Source organism: Nonomuraea sp. NPDC050153 (genome assembly GCF_044460125.1).
Taxonomy (GTDB): Bacteria; Actinomycetota; Actinomycetes; order Streptosporangiales; family Streptosporangiaceae; genus Nonomuraea.
Map to the genome: position 1 here is coordinate 51,652 of NZ_JBITJQ010000014.1, position 16,091 is coordinate 67,742.

Annotated in this window: 19 protein-coding genes and 1 tRNA gene; 9 read left to right on the plus strand and 11 right to left on the minus strand. The window is 69.7% G+C overall.

Annotated features, from left to right (window positions below):
* Positions 1 to 53 precede the first annotated feature (53 nt).
* A tRNA-Ser gene (locus tag ACIBQ1_RS30755) sits at positions 54 to 140 on the minus strand.
* Between the two features lie 36 nt (positions 141 to 176).
* Between ACIBQ1_RS30755 and ACIBQ1_RS30760 the strand changes: the two genes are divergently transcribed.
* Positions 177 to 518 carry an STAS domain-containing protein gene (locus ACIBQ1_RS30760; protein WP_397282787.1) on the plus strand — a complete coding sequence of 114 codons (342 nt, stop codon included), beginning with the start codon at positions 177 to 179 and terminating at the stop codon, positions 516 to 518.
* A 7-nt stretch (positions 519 to 525) separates the two neighbouring features.
* Here the strand turns inward: ACIBQ1_RS30760 and ACIBQ1_RS30765 are convergent, their stop codons facing one another.
* The 6 genes from ACIBQ1_RS30765 to ACIBQ1_RS30790 are packed head-to-tail and all read right to left on the minus strand — an operon-like array spanning position 526 to position 5,146.
* Positions 526 to 1,371 carry an NUDIX domain-containing protein gene (locus tag ACIBQ1_RS30765; protein ID WP_397282788.1) on the minus strand — a complete coding sequence of 282 codons (846 nt, stop codon included), beginning with the start codon at positions 1,369 to 1,371 and terminating at the stop codon, positions 526 to 528.
* 12 nt (positions 1,372 to 1,383) lie between these two features.
* Positions 1,384 to 2,112 (minus strand): M15 family metallopeptidase, encoded by a 729-nt coding sequence (locus ACIBQ1_RS30770; protein WP_397282789.1) that lies wholly within the window; start codon positions 2,110 to 2,112, stop codon positions 1,384 to 1,386.
* Positions 2,113 to 2,141: 29 nt separating this feature from the next.
* Positions 2,142 to 2,618, minus strand: coding sequence for a universal stress protein (locus tag ACIBQ1_RS30775; RefSeq protein WP_397282790.1), 477 nt, complete (start codon positions 2,616 to 2,618; stop codon positions 2,142 to 2,144).
* Between the two features lie 13 nt (positions 2,619 to 2,631).
* A complete protein-coding gene (locus tag ACIBQ1_RS30780) occupies positions 2,632 to 2,934 on the minus strand; it encodes a hypothetical protein (protein ID WP_397282791.1) in 303 nt (100 codons plus the stop codon).
* The gene (locus ACIBQ1_RS30785) at positions 2,931 to 3,344 is read right to left on the minus strand and encodes a hypothetical protein (RefSeq protein WP_397282792.1); all 414 of its coding nucleotides are present in this window, start codon (positions 3,342 to 3,344) and stop codon (positions 2,931 to 2,933) included. The genes ACIBQ1_RS30780 and ACIBQ1_RS30785 overlap by 4 nt, the downstream gene beginning before the upstream one ends.
* Positions 3,341 to 5,146: an MDR family MFS transporter gene (locus tag ACIBQ1_RS30790; RefSeq protein WP_397282793.1), complete on the minus strand. Its 1,806-nt coding sequence runs from the start codon at positions 5,144 to 5,146 to the stop codon at positions 3,341 to 3,343. Before ACIBQ1_RS30790 ends, ACIBQ1_RS30785 begins: the two co-directional genes overlap by 4 nt.
* A 97-nt stretch (positions 5,147 to 5,243) precedes the next feature.
* Between ACIBQ1_RS30790 and ACIBQ1_RS30795 the strand changes: the two genes are divergently transcribed.
* The 3 genes from ACIBQ1_RS30795 to ACIBQ1_RS30805 all read left to right on the plus strand — a co-directional run bounded on the left by ACIBQ1_RS30795 (position 5,244) and on the right by ACIBQ1_RS30805 (position 8,397).
* Positions 5,244 to 5,801, plus strand: coding sequence for a TetR family transcriptional regulator (locus ACIBQ1_RS30795; protein WP_397282794.1), 558 nt, complete (start codon positions 5,244 to 5,246; stop codon positions 5,799 to 5,801).
* A gap of 138 nt (positions 5,802 to 5,939) precedes the next feature.
* On the plus strand, positions 5,940 to 7,304 hold the full coding sequence (locus ACIBQ1_RS30800; protein ID WP_397282795.1) for a glycoside hydrolase family 6 protein: 1,365 nt from the start codon (positions 5,940 to 5,942) through the stop codon (positions 7,302 to 7,304).
* Positions 7,305 to 7,416: 112 nt separating this feature from the next.
* Positions 7,417 to 8,397, plus strand: a complete 981-nt coding sequence (locus tag ACIBQ1_RS30805; protein WP_397282796.1) for an LLM class flavin-dependent oxidoreductase — start codon at positions 7,417 to 7,419, stop codon at positions 8,395 to 8,397.
* Positions 8,398 to 8,495: 98 nt separating this feature from the next.
* Here ACIBQ1_RS30805 and ACIBQ1_RS30810 read toward each other — a convergent pair whose 3' ends face one another.
* Positions 8,496 to 8,795, minus strand: coding sequence for a hypothetical protein (locus tag ACIBQ1_RS30810; RefSeq protein ID WP_397282797.1), 300 nt, complete (start codon positions 8,793 to 8,795; stop codon positions 8,496 to 8,498).
* A gap of 142 nt (positions 8,796 to 8,937) precedes the next feature.
* Positions 8,938 to 9,684: a PAS domain S-box protein gene (locus ACIBQ1_RS30815; protein WP_397282798.1), complete on the minus strand. Its 747-nt coding sequence runs from the start codon at positions 9,682 to 9,684 to the stop codon at positions 8,938 to 8,940.
* 122 nt (positions 9,685 to 9,806) lie between these two features.
* On the opposite strand from ACIBQ1_RS30815, the gene ACIBQ1_RS30820 reads away from it, so the two are divergent.
* Positions 9,807 to 10,085 (plus strand): hypothetical protein, encoded by a 279-nt coding sequence (locus ACIBQ1_RS30820; RefSeq protein ID WP_397282799.1) that lies wholly within the window; start codon positions 9,807 to 9,809, stop codon positions 10,083 to 10,085.
* Positions 10,086 to 10,207: 122 nt separating this feature from the next.
* Positions 10,208 to 11,239, plus strand: a complete 1,032-nt coding sequence (locus ACIBQ1_RS30825; protein WP_397282800.1) for an aldo/keto reductase — start codon at positions 10,208 to 10,210, stop codon at positions 11,237 to 11,239.
* A 180-nt stretch (positions 11,240 to 11,419) separates the two neighbouring features.
* Here the strand turns inward: ACIBQ1_RS30825 and ACIBQ1_RS30830 are convergent, their stop codons facing one another.
* Positions 11,420 to 12,094 (minus strand): macro domain-containing protein, encoded by a 675-nt coding sequence (locus ACIBQ1_RS30830; RefSeq protein ID WP_397282801.1) that lies wholly within the window; start codon positions 12,092 to 12,094, stop codon positions 11,420 to 11,422.
* Between the two features lie 202 nt (positions 12,095 to 12,296).
* On the opposite strand from ACIBQ1_RS30830, the gene ACIBQ1_RS30835 reads away from it, so the two are divergent.
* From ACIBQ1_RS30835 to ACIBQ1_RS30845, 3 genes are all read left to right on the plus strand, one after another.
* Positions 12,297 to 14,012, plus strand: a complete 1,716-nt coding sequence (locus tag ACIBQ1_RS30835) for an ADP-ribosyltransferase domain-containing protein (RefSeq protein ID WP_397282802.1) — start codon at positions 12,297 to 12,299, stop codon at positions 14,010 to 14,012.
* A 78-nt stretch (positions 14,013 to 14,090) separates the two neighbouring features.
* Positions 14,091 to 14,807, plus strand: a complete 717-nt coding sequence (locus ACIBQ1_RS30840; protein ID WP_397282803.1) for a class I SAM-dependent methyltransferase — start codon at positions 14,091 to 14,093, stop codon at positions 14,805 to 14,807.
* 46 nt (positions 14,808 to 14,853) lie between these two features.
* Positions 14,854 to 15,249, plus strand: a complete 396-nt coding sequence (locus ACIBQ1_RS30845; RefSeq protein WP_397282804.1) for a hypothetical protein — start codon at positions 14,854 to 14,856, stop codon at positions 15,247 to 15,249.
* 181 nt (positions 15,250 to 15,430) lie between these two features.
* Here the strand turns inward: ACIBQ1_RS30845 and ACIBQ1_RS30850 are convergent, their stop codons facing one another.
* Positions 15,431 to 16,033 (minus strand): hypothetical protein, encoded by a 603-nt coding sequence (locus tag ACIBQ1_RS30850; RefSeq protein ID WP_397282805.1) that lies wholly within the window; start codon positions 16,031 to 16,033, stop codon positions 15,431 to 15,433.
* Between the last annotated feature and the right edge of the window lie 58 nt (positions 16,034 to 16,091).

The window sequence follows — 16,091 nt, forward strand, 5'->3', positions numbered from 1 at the left end:
GGACCCGGCGCGCGGCAGTCCGACGAGCAGGTTACTCATCGGGGGCTGTTGAGCGGAGGGTGTGGGATTCGAACCCACGAGGCCATCGCTGACCTGGCCGCTTTCAAGGCGGCTGCACTCGTCCACTATGCGAACCCTCCTGTGCGGAAACCACGATAGCGGCTGCAGTGACAGGGGTGTACGTTCAGGAGGTGGCGGATCTCAACGTCGAGGTGGAGCGCGGCGGGTCGGCAGCGCTCGTCCGCCTCGACGGTGACCTGGACAAGCTCACTGCGCCGCAGCTCAAGGAGTGTCTGGGCAAACTGCTCGCCGAAGGGCTCGTGCGGGTCGACATCGACGCCGGGGAGCTGGAGTTCTGCGACTCCAGCGGCCTGTGGGTGCTCGTGGAGCACCAGCGCCGCGTTTCCGCCCAAGCCGGTACGTTACGCCTGGTCGGAGTGCATGGCGTGCTCCAGCGCGTGCTCGACGTGACGGGCCTGAAGGCCGCCTTCGACGCCGTGCTCGCCGCGGAGCGGTGAGGAGAGGTCACCTGGGGAGCTGCGAGAGCAGCCATTTCGGGCCCACGGTTTCGGCGCCCAGCTCGTGCACGCGTTCCTTCAGCGCCCGGTCCGCGGTGACGACGAGCACGCGTTCCCACGGCTTGGCCTCGCGCACCACGTCGACGATCGCGTCGTCGCCGCTGCCGGTGGCCGCGACCACCTGGATCCCCGTCATCTCCGGCGTGCTCCTGGCCGCGCCCTCCACGACCGCCACGACGCGCGGATACCACTGCGCCAGCACCGGATGCGTGAGCCTGAGCCTCGACACGGCCTCCAGCAGCCGGGTCGCCGCGCCGAGCCGGTCGCGCCACCAGCCGTGCTCGGCCCGCGCGCCCACGATGTTGGCCACGTCGAGCACGAGGGTCTCCGGCCTGATCTCCCCCTGGATCTCGTCCCAGGTGGCGGCGAAGCCGGGATGCAGCTTCCGGTCGGCCACCTGCGGCAGCGGCAGCCAGCGCATCTCGCTGCTCTCGCCGTTGGCGGGTGCGGCGGCCAGCAGCTCGGCCGAGGCGGCGATCACCGTCTCGAACGCCCACCCGCCGTGATCGTCGCGGAAGACGCCCTGCACCCGCAGCCCGTCGCCGGCGAGCGCGGCCTCCTCGCGGGCCTCCCGCAGCGCGGAGGCGACGGCGTCCTCGTGGCTGTCGCGCGCCCCTCCCGGCAGCCCCCACGTGCCGCCGTGGTGGCTCCACCAGGAGCGCTTCTGCATGAGCACGTACGGGGTGCCGGCCTCGTCATGGTGCACGACGAGCAGCCCCGAGGCCCCGTGCAGCCCCCAATGCCGGTGGCCCTGGGAGCACTCGATCCAGCCGTCGCCGTCCTTGGCCGCCATGGCGGGATTCTCTCAGCCTCCACCCTTGCTGAAATGTTGCAGGTCCCTGGCCCCTGACCAGTAGCCGCCCCACTCCCAGCCGACCTGACGGAAGGCCTTTACTACCTTGTCACCCGGATTTATTACTCCCTTTCCCTTCATGGGGCGTTTCGTGAACTTTTTGGATGCTTGGTGGGCTGTGCTACCACTTGCGGTGACATATGGGTTCTGGATGGGATTGACGTCTATCGCCTGACCGTACGCATGCTTGGACCAATGCGTGGATCCGGTCGCTTGGCGGCAATTGAAGGCCGAGGTGTTGTTGGCCTCGATCGAGTCGAAGTCGTCGCCCTTGTACGCGTCGACCAGCTTCATCCGCTCGATCGGCCAGCGCCAGCCGTACAGTTTCTTGAAGACGGTCACGATGTCGTCGGTGACCGCCTTGTTCACCACCAGCTGACCGGTGTGCGGCTTGTCGTCGAAGCCCCAGTACGTCATCGTGACCAGCCGCAGGTCGCGGTAGTGGACCGGGCAGCCCGCCCGCCACGAGTACGGCAGTTGCTCGCGGGAGAGCCGCGAGATCTTGGCGCTGAAGGCCGGCGGGGCGGCCGAGCCGGGCGCGCCCGTGGTGGGTGACGGCGAGTCGTGGCTCTCGAATGCGGGAGCGGTCTCCTTGGGGATGGACCCCGTGGCGGCAGGCTTGCCCGTCCCGCACGAAACGGACGCGAGCACCACGAACGCCATGGCAGCAGCACGTTTCATCTCGCCACCATATGCGACGTCCGACCAGCTCAAGGGACTATCAGCACAGTACGCCGGGCCCGTTTCGCCAGCCCGACCGCCACCGAGCCGTGCCAGGAGGAACGCGAGCGGCCCACCACGATGGCGTCGGCCATGTATGCGCTGGCCAGCGTTTCGAGCTCGCGTGCCGCGTCACCGCGCACGCTGACGAACTGCCACGGGACGCCCGCGCCCCTCAGCTCGTCGCGCAGGTCCTCGGTCAGGTCTGCCGCCGCGTCGGGGATGATCGGCGACCCGGCGAAGAACCACAGCGCGGCGCTGTTGAGCGATTCCACGAAGGCGATGAGCAGCGCCGCGTTGTCCCGCCGGGCGAGCCCGGCCGCGTACGCGAGCGCGTTGCGGCTCGGGCCCGATCCGTCGAAGCCCACCACGAGCAGGCCGGCGCCGTCCTTGCCGATCTCGAACTGCCCGTCCGGGAGCCTGCCGGTCAGTGGCTCCCGTCCGGGGTCTGTGTCACCGCCGAACACGGCACGTCTCGCGTTATGAGTCGGCGTGCCGTGATGGACCCGCGGCGGAGCGAGCACGTCCATCACGGCCTTCCGAGCGGTGCTCGGCAATCAGCACGTGGCGGCCGGCCAGCTCGCGCAGGGCGTCGGCCGCGTAGATCACCAGGGCCACGAACGAGACCGCGGCGATCGAGCCGCCGAGCCACAGGTCGTTCACCGTCGCGCCGACGTAGGCCGCGCCCCTCGCCTGGTAGCCGACCGCGAACGGCGCGGCGACCAGCCACAGACCACCGAGGAACAGCAGGACGAGGGCGGAGACGCCCAGCTTGGCCTTCATCGGTTGTCCTCCACTCCGACCAGGGGAGCCTTGCCGTTGCGGCGGTGCTCACCCGAGTTGTTCATGTCCTCGCGCAGCGCCTCGACGAGTGGGGCCAGCAGGCTCGCCAGCTCGGCGGACGACGCCTGGGGCGCCGCCGGCACGGGCTCCGGCTCCGGCTCGGCCTGCCGCTGCCGGACGGCCACGAGGCCGCGCACCACGAGCTCCTCGTAGATGGCCAGCGCGAAGCAGATCGCGCCGATGAGTCCCGCGACGGCCACGCCGAGGCCAGTGAAGAACTCCGACTGGGTGGTGTTCGTCCAGTCGGCGTCCTCCGGCTGGGTGCCCAGGGCGAAGGGGGCGATCATCAGCCACAGCCCGGCCAGGACGGCCAGGGTGGCCGCGACGGCGCCCACGAACTTGCGAATCACTGTGAGATTCCTCCTGTTACGAGGTCTTTCTGCGGGGGCGTGGCCTGCGCGATGAGGGCTCGCGAGGTCGGCCGCAGCACGTTCTTGGCGACCGACCGGGCCCGCTCGCCTTCCGGCCGGTCGTCCGGCGGCGCCATCTTGGCGACCGCGGTGAGCAGGGCGGACCGCCGGCCGTTGGCCCGCTCGACGCGCTGGGCGATCAGTTCGAGCAGCAGCCCGGCCAGGACCAGGTCGTCCTTGCTCAGCGGCTTCGGCTCCGGGGCCGGCGTCGAGGAGCCGCGCAGCGGCAGCTCCTTGAGGAAGATCGTCGCCAGGAACCCGATCAGCGCGACGGGCACGCCCACCAGGAAGACGGTCTCCAGGCCCCTGGTGAACGCCTCCAGCACGATGTTCTTGATCGGCGTGGGGAGCTGCTGGATGGCACTCGGGCTGCCGAGCTTGACGTTCGAGCCGCCGGGCAGCGCAATGTGCGCGGCCTTGAGCATTTCGGCAATCTCGTCCTTGAGGCGGTTCGTCAGGATCGCACCGAACGCCGCCACGCCGACGGCGCCGCCCAGAGAGCGGAAGAACGACACGCCGGACGTGGTCGAGGCCATGTCACGCGGCTCGGAGCCGTTCTGGGCGGCCAGGATGAGCATCTGCATGGACAGGCCGAGCCCGATGCCGAGCACCGCCACGTCGAAGCCGATGAGCCATTCGCTGGAGTCCACGTGCAGCCGGGACAGCAGGAACAGCCCGACCGCCACGACCAGCAGGCCCACCACCGGGAAGATCTTCCACCGGCCGGTCTGGGTGACGATCTTCCCGGAGATCACGCCGGCCAGGAACAGCGCCACCACCATGGGCAGCGTCATCAGGCCGGACTCGGTGGGGCTGAGGCCCTTGACGATCTGCAGGTACTGCGGCAGGTAGATCATCGCGCCGAACATCGCCATGCCGACGAACAGCGAGGCGAGGCCGGTGAGCACGAACGTACGGTTGCGGAACAGCCGCGGCGGCAGGATCGGGTTACGCGCGGTCCGCTCCGACAGCACCGCCAGGGCCAGCATCAGCAGGCAGATCGCCGCCAGGAAGTACGTCCAGACCGAGTTCCACTCGAACTCGACGCCGCCCAGCGTCAGCAGCAGCATGAGCGCGCTCGCGCTCGCCGTGATCGTCGTCGCGCCCCAGACGTCGATCGAGGTGCTCCGCTTGATCTTCGGCAGCTTCAGCACCTTCTGGATCACCAGGAAGGACACCACGGCGAACGGCACCACGACGTAGAAGCACCAGCGCCACCCGAGCCAGTCGGTGTCCACGAGGAACCCGCCGAGCAGCGGCCCCGCGACGGTGGAGATCCCGAAGACCGCCCCCATGTAGCCGGAGTAGCGGCCACGCTCGCGAGGGGACACGATGTCCCCCAGGATCACCTGCGCGAGTGCCGACAAACCACCCACACCCAGACCCTGTACGGCGCGCGCCGCGATGAGCTGCCCCATGTTCTGCGACAGACCGGCCACCAGCGAGGCCGCGACGAACAGTCCGAGCGCGCTCTGGAAGAGCAGTTTCCGCCCGAATACGTCGGACAACTTGCCCCACAACGGCGTGGACACCGTCATGGTCAGCATGGTCGCGGAGGCGACCCATGAGTACTGATCCTGACCGCCCAGCTCACCCACGATCGTCGGCAGCGCCGTGCCCACCACCGAGGTCGAGATCATCGAGGTGAGCATGGCGAGCATGAGCCCGGACATGACCTCGAGGATTTCGCGGTGGGTGTACTGCCGCTTCGCGGGGGCTGCGGCCTGAGCGTGCGCTACCAAGACACCACATCCCCTAACTACAGGTTTTACGAAAATTGAGTATACGCCCGTTTACTAGCCGCGCGGCAAGTGGGGGTCGGTTGAGTAGAGTGCGGGTGTGGATGCTCAGGTGTCTGAGGCCAGGCCGCGCGACCGCGAGGCCACTCGCGAGCGGATCCTCCGCGCGGCCCGCGCGCTCTTCGGCGAGCAGGGCTACGAGCAGGTGACCGTACGCATGATCGCCGCCGCCGCGGATGCCAACATCGCGCTGGTCGGCCGCTACTTCGGGTCCAAAGCGGGCCTCTTCGGCGCGGTCCTGGACGGCGAGCCGACGATCAGGGATCTGTTCGGAGGCGACCGCGGGAGCCTGCCGCGGCGGCTGGCGGAATACGCGGCCGAGCGCATGGAGCACCCGCCGGAGAGCCCGATCCTGCGCACCCTCGAACGGTCGGCCGGCGATCCGGAGATCCAGGACGTGGCCCGCGAGCGCCTGCGTACGGCCCTGCTCGACCCGTTGGAGGAGCAACTGGGCGGATCGGACGCCCATGCCAGGGCCCGCATGGCCACGGCGGTCTTCCTCGGCATCGGCGCCATGCGCCGCCGCCTCGGCCCCGAGGCGCCCACCCCGGCCGACGTCAACCGGCTGACCGCGGTCTTCGAGGCCTGCCTGCGCTGAAAGTTTCACCTCCCATCCCGGGGCTGGCCTGGGGATATGCGGGCGGCAGCGATCGGATGTCTTTGAGCGGGCACTGACGGTTACCTACGATCCGGGTACTCGTGGGAGCGCTCCCACATGACGGACGGAGTGAATTTCATGTCTCGCAGAAGGCCCGTCCTGGCGGTGCTCCTCTCGGCGGCCGCCGTCGCCGCGGCGGGGGCGGTCGTCCTCTCCTCGTCCACCGCCGAGGCCGCCGACTCCGCTTTCTACGTGGATCCGCAGACGAACGCGGCCAAATGGGTCGCCGCGAACCCGAATGACAGTCGCACCCCGGTGATCAGGGACCGGATCGCCGCCGTGCCCCAGGGCCGGTGGTTCGCCACGTACAACCCGACCACCGTGCGCGGCCAGGTCGACGCGTACGTCGGCGCCGCCGCGTCGGCGGGCAAGATCCCGATCGTCGTCGTGTACGACATGCCGAACCGCGACTGCGGCGGCGCGAGCGCGGGCGGCGCGCCGGACCACGCGTCGTACCGGGCGTGGATCGACCAGATCGCGGCCGGTCTCGGCGGCCGGCCCGCCACCATCGTGCTGGAGCCGGACGCGCTGGCGATCATGACGAACTGCATGAACGCCTCGCAGCAGGCCGAGGTCAAGGCGTCCATGGCGTACGCCGGGAAGAGGTTCAAGGCGACGTCGTCGCAGGTCAAGGTCTATTTCGACATCGGGCACGACGCCTGGCTGGCCGCCTCGGAGGCCGCGTCCAGGCTGACCGGCGCGGACGTGGCCAACAGCGCCGACGGCATCGCCGTCAACACCTCCAACTACCGCTCCAGCTCCGGCCTGGTGTCGTACGCGAAGAGCATCATCGCGGCGACCGGCGTGTCCAGGCTGAAGGCGGTCGTCGACACCAGCCGCAACGGCAACGGGCCGCAGGGCAGCGAGTGGTGCGACCCGGCGGGCCGCGCGACCGGCACCTGGAGCACCACGAACACCGGTGACCCGGCCATCGACGCCTACCTGTGGGTCAAGCCGCCCGGCGAGGCCGACGGGTGCATCGCGACCGCGGGACAGTTCGTGCCGCAGCGGGCCTACGACCTGGCCGTCGCCGCCCCGCCGCCCACCGTCGGCCCGACCGTCACCCCCACGGTCACTCCCACCGTGACGCCGACCGTGACACCAACTGTGACACCGACTGTGACACCGACCACGGGCCCCGCGGGCTGTGCGGCGACGTACAAGATCACGAGTCAGTGGACGGGCGGCTTCCAGGGTGAGGTCACCGTGAAGAACACCGGCTCGTCCGGGATCGCCGGCTGGAGGGTCGGCTGGACGTTCCCGAACGGACAGACGATCACGCAGCTCTGGAACGGCAACCTCTCGGGCAGCGGCACCGTCACCGTCACGAACCTCAACTGGAACGGCGCCCTCGGAGCCGGGGCGAGCACCACGTTCGGCTTCGTCGCCAACTGGAACGGCCAGAACGGCATCCCGTCACCGGTGACCTGTACGGCCTCGTGAGACTCGATGGGCCCCTGCGCGCCCGCCCCAGGGGCCCATCGGTGAAATAAGGGCGCCTTCGCGGCTGTTGCACAGAGCCAGGTCGAACCGCTCTGGCGAAAGGCGCGTACTCATGGCTCTGCCGCTGTCCATCCTTGATCTGGCGATCATCGGCGAGGGCGAGACGGCGGCGGACAGCTTCGCCGCCAGCGTCGCCCTGGCCCAGCGGGCCGAGGAACTGGGCTACCGGCGGATCTGGTACGCCGAGCACCACAACATGGACAGCATCGCCTCCTCGGCGACCAGCGTGCTCATCGCCCACATCGCCGCCCACACCCGGACGATCCGCCTCGGGGCGGGCGGCGTCATGCTGCCGAACCACGCCCCGCTCACCATCGCCGAGCAGTTCGGCACCCTCGAATCCCTGCATCCGGGACGCATCGACCTGGGCCTCGGCCGGGCGCCCGGCAGCGACCAGCAGACCATGCGCGCCCTGCGCCGCACCCCGTCGTCCGCCGACACGTTCCCGCAGGACGTCCTGGAGCTTCAGGGCTACCTCTCGGGCGAGTCCCGGATCCCCGGCGTGGACGCCACGCCGGGCAAGGGCACGAACGTGCCGCTCTACATCCTCGGCTCCTCGCTGTTCGGCGCCCAGCTCGCCGCCGCGCTGGGGCTCCCGTACGCGTTCGCCTCGCACTTCGCCCCGACCGCGCTGGAGGAGGCGGTGGCGCTCTACCGGCGCGACTTCCAGCCGTCGGCGCAGCTCGACCGGCCCTACGTCATCGCCGCGCTCAACGTGATCGCGGCGGACACGTCGGAGGAGGCGCAGGAGCAGTTCCTGGCCTCGAAGCGGGTGCGGGTGAGCAGGTTCCTGGGTCGGGGGCGGACATTCACGACGGAGGAGGCGGACATGATCCTCGGGTCTCCGGCCGGGCAGCAGATCGTGCAGATGGCCAAGTACTCGGCCGTCGGGGACCCGGCTGAGGTCCGGGAGTACGTGGCTCGGTTCGCCGAGCTCGCGCAGGCCGACGAGCTGATCGTCGCCTTCTCGGCCACCGACAGGAAGGTCTGGCTCCGCTCGGCGGAGCTGCTGGCCGAGGCGCACGGGCTCTGATCGCGAGCCGGTCGCTCCGAGCCGCGGGGCGGGGGGAGCCCCGGCTGGGCTTTTACGGTCGCGGGATGGTCGGCGGGCGGGCGTTTCTCATGCTTCTGCTATCCGTCGCCGAGCAGGCGCCTGCGCAGGTAGGGGCCGGTGGCCTCGGACGCGGGCACGGGAGCCATCCCCGCCGCGATGAGCTGGGCGCGCAGGGCGACGACCGTGCGTTCGAGCGCCCGGATCTGGGCCTGGAGCTGGCCGATCTGCTCGCGCATCGCCGTGGCCGTGCTCTGCTCGCTGAGCAGGTCGCTGCCGAGCTGGGTGGCTTGGTTCTGCACCCGGCCCAGCTGTTTCTCCATCTGGCTGAGCGCGTCCTCGTAGATCGTCTTCGCTCTGAGGAAGGCCTCGGCGTCCACCTTGGAGCGTTCTAACTCGGCTTGGCGCTCGGCCTGGAGGATGGCGGTCTGCTGGGTCTTCTTGTTCGCGTCGGTGGCGGAGCGGAAGGCCAGGTACGCGACGCCGAGCGGGACGATCCCGATGGCGACCTGGACGAGGATGTCAGTCAGCGTGGCCTCCTTCCACTGGGCGTATCACGCCGGTGTACGTAACCCCGTCGTCGCTGTACCAGGCGTTGACGGTCAGCGCGATGGCGAACTCCGTGCCGTCGCGACGCAGGCCGACCAGCGGGATGATCCGGCCGGACAGCTCGGAGTGGCCGTTGGCGCGCACCCTGGCCAGCCCCATGTCGTGCTTGCCGCGGAAGCGCACCGGCATGAGCATCGTCAAGGGCCGCCCGACCGCCTCGTCGGTGCTCCAGCCGAACATGGTGGCCGCCTGCGGGTTCCACGACTGGATGATGCCGGCGGCGTTGGCGACGATCACCGCCGAGCCGGAGCCCGGCAGCCGGTCCAGCGTGACGGCCGCCTCCGGCCAGGTGGCGATCAGTGTGATCCAGCCGCCGAACGCCAGCCACACCGCACCCCCGACCCAGCCACGCGGATTGTCTCCGGTGAACGTCGAGACCAGGAACACCAGGCCGTACAGGAGCACCAGCGCGGTGGCGGCGGCGAAGGCCATCCGGTCGGAGCGCAGGAACATCTGCACCAGGCACAGCATGCCGGTGGCGAGCCAGAGCAGCGCCCAGACGTCCAACGGCGCGATGGCGGCCAGCGCGGCGTAGGAAGGGGTGGCGCGCTGGCTTGCCGGCGCGAAGGCCAGCGAGGCGGCGATGGCCAGAGATAACAGGCCGACGAACGCCAGGGAGGCGCCGCGCCGCCCGACACGGCGGAGGACTCTGTTACTCACGGTGGCAAGAGTAGTGCAGACGGTTAACCATTCGCGGGATTGTCAGCCGAGAGCCGAAGTCGAGGCGTGGTCCTGCGTCCCGGGCCTTCACGCCGCGCGACCGTCCGCTCCACGATGAGGCCATGCCGGCCTTCGAGAGGCTCACCATCGAGGAAGCACGCGCCCTCACCCGCGCCGGGCTCCTGCCCCGGGTCGAGGAGGAGCAGAAGTACTGGTACCAGCGCATTCACCGCTGCCGGATGCAGCTGGGGGACGACGAGGCGTTCAGGACCTTCAACCGGATCCTGCACGTCACCGCCGACCTCACCCGCACCCACGACGACACCGAGGCCCTCCTCCGGAGCAGGTCCCTGGACGAGGACTACTGGCGCAAACCCCTCGGCGAGCTGGTCCTCCTCTGAGGCGCTGATCGCGGCGGGCCGTCCGGGTGAGGGGCCCTGCCACACCCCCGAACAGCCCGCCCTGCCACGCGTCGTACGGCGACGGCACAGTGGAGGCGGCAACGGACGGGAAGGAGCCACCCATGGAGTACCGACGTCTGGGACGCACCGGCGTCTCGGTCAGCAAGCTGTGCCTCGGGGCCATGATGTTCGGCGAGTGGGGCACCAAGGATCACGACGAGAGCATCCGGATCATCCACCGGGCCCTGGACGCCGGGATCAACTTCATCGACACCGCCGACATCTACTCCGACGGCGAGTCCGAGGTCATCGTCGGCAAGGCGCTCGCCGGCGGCCGGCGCGACGACGTGGTGCTCGCGAGCAAGGTGCACATGCCCATGGGGGAGGACCCCAACCAGCGCGGCAACTCGCGCCGCTGGATCATCCGCGAGGTCGAGAACTCGCTGCGGCGGCTGGGCACCGACTGGATCGACCTGTACCAGATCCACCGGTACGACACCGAGACCGACATCGACGAGACCCTCGGCGCGCTCACCGACCTCGTCCGGGCCGGCAAGGTCCGCTACGTCGGCCACTCGACCTGGCCGGTCTCGGCGATCGTGGAGGCCCAGTGGACGGCCCGCGAGCGCGGCCGGGAGCGGTTCGCGTGCGAGCAGCCGCCGTACTCGATCCTCACCCGCGGGATCGAGATCGACATGCTGCCCACGGTCGCGCGCCATGGCATGGGCGTGATCTCGTACAGCCCGCTGGCCGGCGGCTGGCTCACCGGCCGCTACCGCGCGGGCGCGGAGGCGGAGGCGCCGTTCTCCGCGGCCCGCCGGCGCCTGGCCAACCGGTTCGACCTGTCGCTGCCGGAGAACCAGCGCAAGCTGGCCGCCGCCGAACAACTCGCGGAGCTGGCAGACAAGGCGGGGATGACGCTGGTCGAGCTGGCGATCGCGTTCGTCCTGCGCCACCCGGCCGTCACCTCGGCGATCATCGGCCCCCGGACCATGGAGCACCTCGAGTCCCAGTTGCCGGCTGCCGACATCGAGCTGTCCGACGACGTGCTGGACCGCATCGACGAGATCGTGGCGCCCGGGGTGACCGTCAACCCCGCCGACAACGGCTGGGTCAGCCCGGCCCTGCAGCCCGCGGCGCGGCGCCGGCCCTGATCCCGCGATACCGGGCCGACGGTCATCCTCACCGTTGGCCGGGTTTTCGCTCGCCGAGAGACGCCCTGAACGCCGGCCTCGCGGCCGCGAAGCGCGCGGGCGTCGTACCCGGCTCCGCAGACGCGAAGGCGTACGGCGTCGGCCCGGAGCCCGCGGCGTGGGAGTGACCGCGCCGCGGCGTCAGCCGCGCGACTGGTCGGACGGCGGCTTGATCCGGACCCGCTCCTCCTCGGGGCGGCTGTCGATGTCGTCGAGCTGCTCAAGGATCGTCTTCCGCAGGTCGTCGTAGTCGCGGAAGTAGTAGTCGTTGAAGAGCGTGTAGCCGGTCCACATCAGGTTGGCGCACACCCGCGGCGGCACCTTGCCCGTCGCCGCGCCCATGCCGACCAGCGCGACCGACTCGATGCTGCCCGGCTCGCTCTCGTTCTGCATGTGGATGGCCTGGAACGCGGCGGCGCAGGCCAGGGCCACGTTCAGCGTCTCGCTCACGTCCTGGGCCGAATGCTCCATCGTCGGCGTCGAGATCAGGAACTTCGGGTTGGTCGCCCCGGACGGCACGCACACGGAGCTGCCGACCGGCAGCGCCCCCTCGAACCGATCGCGGATCGCCCGCTGGACGCGCAGCTGGATCCCGGCCCCGAGATGCCGCTTGATGACCGCGTCGACCCCGCCGTCCATCCGCCCGCGGGAGTTGGTCGGGCTGACCCAGGCATCGACCTGCTGGGAGACGATCGACCCCTTGTGGATCTCGACCTCAGGGGTGTCGGCGAACGCCGCCAGCCATTCCTGCACGACCTTCGCGTTGACGTCCACCAGCGTCACCTTGAGCGGCGGCTTCACAGGCTTGACGGTCATGACTTACTCCAGGCGAGGGGAGGGACGTTTCGAGTGGGCACGAACATACCGCCCCACACTGACAAAACCGGATCTTGCCCGGGATGTGTGAATGATCTCCGCGTATGCGAACGCATCACATCCGGGATCTTCACGCGGCACAATTCCCCCACCTCAGTCCCCGTGCCGTCACCGGCACGCCACGCCGATCCGGGAGCCCACGATGCGCGACGCCGACACCCCCACCCCGCCCTCCGACATCCCGCCTTCGTCCTCGGACGCGCCGGCCTCGCCCTCAGAGGCCCCGGCCCCGGCCTCGTCCTCGGAGGCCCCGGCCTCGCCTGGCCTGAATGACCCGAATGACCCGCTGGCCCTGGCCGAGCTCTTCAACGGCGGCGGCGAGCCCTGGCTGCCCCTCCTGAAGCCGGTCATCGAGGCCCAGCCGGCCGCGGCCACGTTCATCGGTCCGAACCGCAGCCCGCAGGTCGTACCCGTCCGTGAGCTGACCTTCCAGGCGCTCAAGCCCAACCCGCCGCACAAGTGGAAGGTCGTCGTCTTCGGCCAGAACCCGTACCCGCGGGCCGAGAGCGCCACCGGCATCGCCATGTTCGACAACACCTTCCACGACTGGGCCGACAGCCAGTTCGGCAAGGTCATCACCATCCGCTGCATCATCAAGGCGGCGGCGATGTGGAAGCACGGGATCCCCAAGAAGACGCCGATCGCCGACATCCGGGCGCTCCTGAAGCAGCACGACACCGTGCAGCCGCCCGAGTGGTTCCAGGCGATGCTCACGCAGGGCGTGCTGCTCCTGAACGCGGCGCTCACCGCCAGCGGCGACGGGGCCATGGGCACCGACCAGCACACCGCGTTCTGGCGACCGGTCGTCGAGAAGCTCGTCGAGGAGATCCTCCAGGCCAAGCAGAACGCCGACGAGGCGGATCGGGGCGTGGTGTTCGCGTGGTGGGGGGCTCACGCGCGCAGCCTGAAGGAGGTCGTACGCCGGCTCGAGAAGAAGTACCCCGACGTGGAGGTACGGCACATCGACCACCCCAACCCCGCGGCACAGGGCGACATCTTCTGCGACGGGAACCACTTCGCGGACGTGAACGCGGCACTCGCGGCGCTCGGCGCCGACGAGATCGACTGGCTGCCCGGCAAGGGCTGGAACAAGAGCGCGGCGCAGGGCGGCGGGCCGGACGCCGACACGGCCGACCGCATGGGGGCGTTCATCGCCTCCACGATGGAGCTGCACAAGCTCTACCTCGAACGGCTCGCCAGCGTCAAGGACGAGGGGCTGGAGCTGCCGGCGATCACCGGCGTGTTCGCCACCCCGCTCATGGACTTCCGCGAGGCCGTCACCCCGGTGGCCAAGCTGCTGTCGGGGCTCGACTGGCACGTGGAGCAGTCGTACCGGTTCGGTGAGAAGCAGTCGAGCGGCGCGATCGACGGCCTGTCCGCCGACGAGATCGCGGCCCTCTATCTCTACACCTGCGAGTCGGCGTTCTACCGGCAGATCAACGCGACTCTGCGCAACCCGGACCGCACCCGCGTCGTGCCGTACCTCGGGTACCTGCGGCTGCTGTTCTCGGCCGTGTCGCGCCTGCCGGTCCGCGAGGAACCGCTGTGGCGCGGGGTGTCGCTGGACCTGCGGGCCCAGTACCCGGTCGGCCGGACCGTGACGTGGTGGGGCGTGTCCTCGTGCACGTCGAAGCTCAGCGTGGCCCAGGCGTTCCTCGGCCGCCGCGGCAAGCGGACCCTCTTCGAGGTGCACCCCGCACGGGCCGTGGGGATCCGCAGCTTCTCCGCGTTCACCGGCGAGGAGGAGTTCATCCTCACCCCGGGCACGCAGCTCAAGGTGACCGACGTCAAGGCCGAGCGGGGCGGCCTGTGCACCGTGACGCTCACCGAACTGGCCGAGCAGCACCAGGTGGCCTGAGCCGCCGCGACTCCCGGAGCGCCCGGCAGGGCCCGACGCCTGCCGGGCCGCCTCTGGTCCGGGCTAGGGTGGCCGCCCATGACCGACTTCCTCTCCGTCCCGTTCTACGACCTTCTCGCCGAAGAGAGTCACGTCCCGCGCATCCGGGAGACGCTGCCCCCGGTCCTGGAAGGGGTACGCCGGAGCATCCTGGAGATCGGCGCCGGCACCGGCCTCATCACCATGTCGCTGGCCGAATGGACACCGGCCGAGATCTTCGCCCTGGAGCCCTCGGCCGGCATGCGAGGGGTGCTGCTCTCCCGGCTGAGCGGGCGCCCGGACCTCCTCGAACGCGTCACCGTGCTGCCCTGTGACGCGCTGAGCGTCAACCTGGACGGCGAGCCCGTCGAGGCCGTCGTGATGATCAACGTGATGTACGCGCTGGAGCCCGGCTACCGCAAGCGGCTCTGGCCGGTGCTGGCGGCCCACCTCGAACCCGGCGGCCTCCTCGTCTTCACCTGGCGTGGCGGCGGCGGCGGCGGGGCTCCGGCGCCGCGTCCGCTGCAGGAGGTGCACTCGCGCCAGGTGGGCCGGCACACCTACAGGGTCTCGCTCGAGATCGTCGAGTCGACCGAAGAGGCGTACAAGGGGCGCTATCTCTACCGCATCACCCAAGGGGACCGGGTGGTCAGCGAGGAAGAGATCGTGGGCCACGGCTACCGTCCCACGTGGGAGACCCTCCAGGAGGAGCTCGTGAGTGCCGGTTTCGTCCAGTCCGACGCCCCAGAGGGTCTTCTCGCCTGGCGACGCACCTGAGGCATTGAGGCTTCGCGCACGAATTCGCGGATGAAAGAGCCACCCGGTGGTCCCGGGTGGCTCGGAGAACGGACTGATCCGTCAGAACACAGTCGATGTCGATGTGGTACGCGGGGATGTCGAGGCGTTCGACCCGGCCGACGGCCTCGACGACCACCTGAGGCCTCAAGAAGCTCGACGGCTTCGTGAACTACGCGAGGAGACGACTCTCACCGGGACGATCGACCGGCTGCTCTTCGCCGGCTCGCACAATGGCCGGCCGGCCTTCTACTTCCTCATCTGTGACGTCGAAGGCGCCCCGTTGCTCTCTGGCGAGGAGGCTGCGGCACACGGACCGGACAACAGCTTCGAGCTCAGATGGGCGACGGTCGCCGAGTTCGAGCAGCTGAACCTGTACCCCGCGGATGTGCGTGGGCCACTCGCGGAGCTGCTGCGCAGTTGACCTTCGCTCATCAAGATGGCTGACCACACCAGAACCGGGGCGCCGCCGCATCTCCTGCCTGCCGTAGGGATCGCCTAAGCCACCTCGTACGTCACCACAGACGTCGCAGACGTTGCCGCCAGTTGATCGAACCCGTGGTCAGGAACATCTGCCAACGCGCCACACTGGCCTTGCCGGCTTCTCAGCCGGCAACGGACGGATACCGGGCCGCCGCGAGGTCGTCGGCGAGGTCCTCCACGGAAAGGTCAGCGTTCAGCGCGGTGACCACCGCCTGCGTCAGCGGACGGAGGGCATAGACGTGCCGCACCGCATCGAGATCCACGGGCACCTCGTAGTACTCCTCCGCGAACCGCCGGAACCCCTCGGGGGACGGATCGACGAGCCGTGCGAACAGATACGCCGCCCCATCGGGATCGCTAACGCCGTCAGGGTAGTCAACCTCACCCACCCGCCACCGCTGATCGTCGGTCGCACGCCACAGGCAGGCGGTCACGACCGGCATGCCGTCCTCGTCGCAGAACGCCGGCTCCCGCACACAGTGGCGGAAGATTTCGGGGACGGAGTCGAGCACCCCCGGCCACGGCCCGTCGTTGCCGTACGGGCTCATCACCGCCTCGTGAGCGAAGCCGCGGATGTACGCACCCGCGGTAGAGAAGACGATGGAGTATTCGTCTCCCGAGCCGTTGCGCATCGAGGCCATCTCCTCCCCAGGGCCCCAGCCCGTGTCGAAGGAGTGGTAGCGGCTTGACCATTCCGGGCTCAGGACGGCCTCCAGCACCGCCATGGACCGACACAGATCACGAAGCTGCGGGATGTCGGGCAGCAGACGGACCACATCGTGA

What these genes read in the sequence shown, in the direction of transcription:
- ACIBQ1_RS30765 (WP_397282788.1), bottom strand. Translation starts at nt 1,371, where the DNA reads ATGGCGGCCAAGGACGGCGACGGCTGGATCGAGTGCTCCCAGGGCCAC.
- ACIBQ1_RS30770 (WP_397282789.1), bottom strand. Translation starts at nt 2,112, where the DNA reads ATGAAACGTGCTGCTGCCATGGCGTTCGTGGTGCTCGCGTCCGTTTCG.
- ACIBQ1_RS30780 (WP_397282791.1), bottom strand. Translation starts at nt 2,934, where the DNA reads ATGAAGGCCAAGCTGGGCGTCTCCGCCCTCGTCCTGCTGTTCCTCGGT.
- ACIBQ1_RS30800 (WP_397282795.1), top strand. Translation starts at nt 5,940, where the DNA reads ATGTCTCGCAGAAGGCCCGTCCTGGCGGTGCTCCTCTCGGCGGCCGCC.
- ACIBQ1_RS30805 (WP_397282796.1), top strand. Translation starts at nt 7,417, where the DNA reads ATGGCTCTGCCGCTGTCCATCCTTGATCTGGCGATCATCGGCGAGGGC.
- ACIBQ1_RS30820 (WP_397282799.1), top strand. Translation starts at nt 9,807, where the DNA reads ATGCCGGCCTTCGAGAGGCTCACCATCGAGGAAGCACGCGCCCTCACC.
- ACIBQ1_RS30825 (WP_397282800.1), top strand. Translation starts at nt 10,208, where the DNA reads ATGGAGTACCGACGTCTGGGACGCACCGGCGTCTCGGTCAGCAAGCTG.
- ACIBQ1_RS30830 (WP_397282801.1), bottom strand. Translation starts at nt 12,094, where the DNA reads ATGACCGTCAAGCCTGTGAAGCCGCCGCTCAAGGTGACGCTGGTGGAC.
- ACIBQ1_RS30835 (WP_397282802.1), top strand. Translation starts at nt 12,297, where the DNA reads ATGCGCGACGCCGACACCCCCACCCCGCCCTCCGACATCCCGCCTTCG.
- ACIBQ1_RS30840 (WP_397282803.1), top strand. Translation starts at nt 14,091, where the DNA reads ATGACCGACTTCCTCTCCGTCCCGTTCTACGACCTTCTCGCCGAAGAG.
- ACIBQ1_RS30850 (WP_397282805.1), bottom strand. Translation starts at nt 16,033, where the DNA reads ATGGCGGTGCTGGAGGCCGTCCTGAGCCCGGAATGGTCAAGCCGCTAC.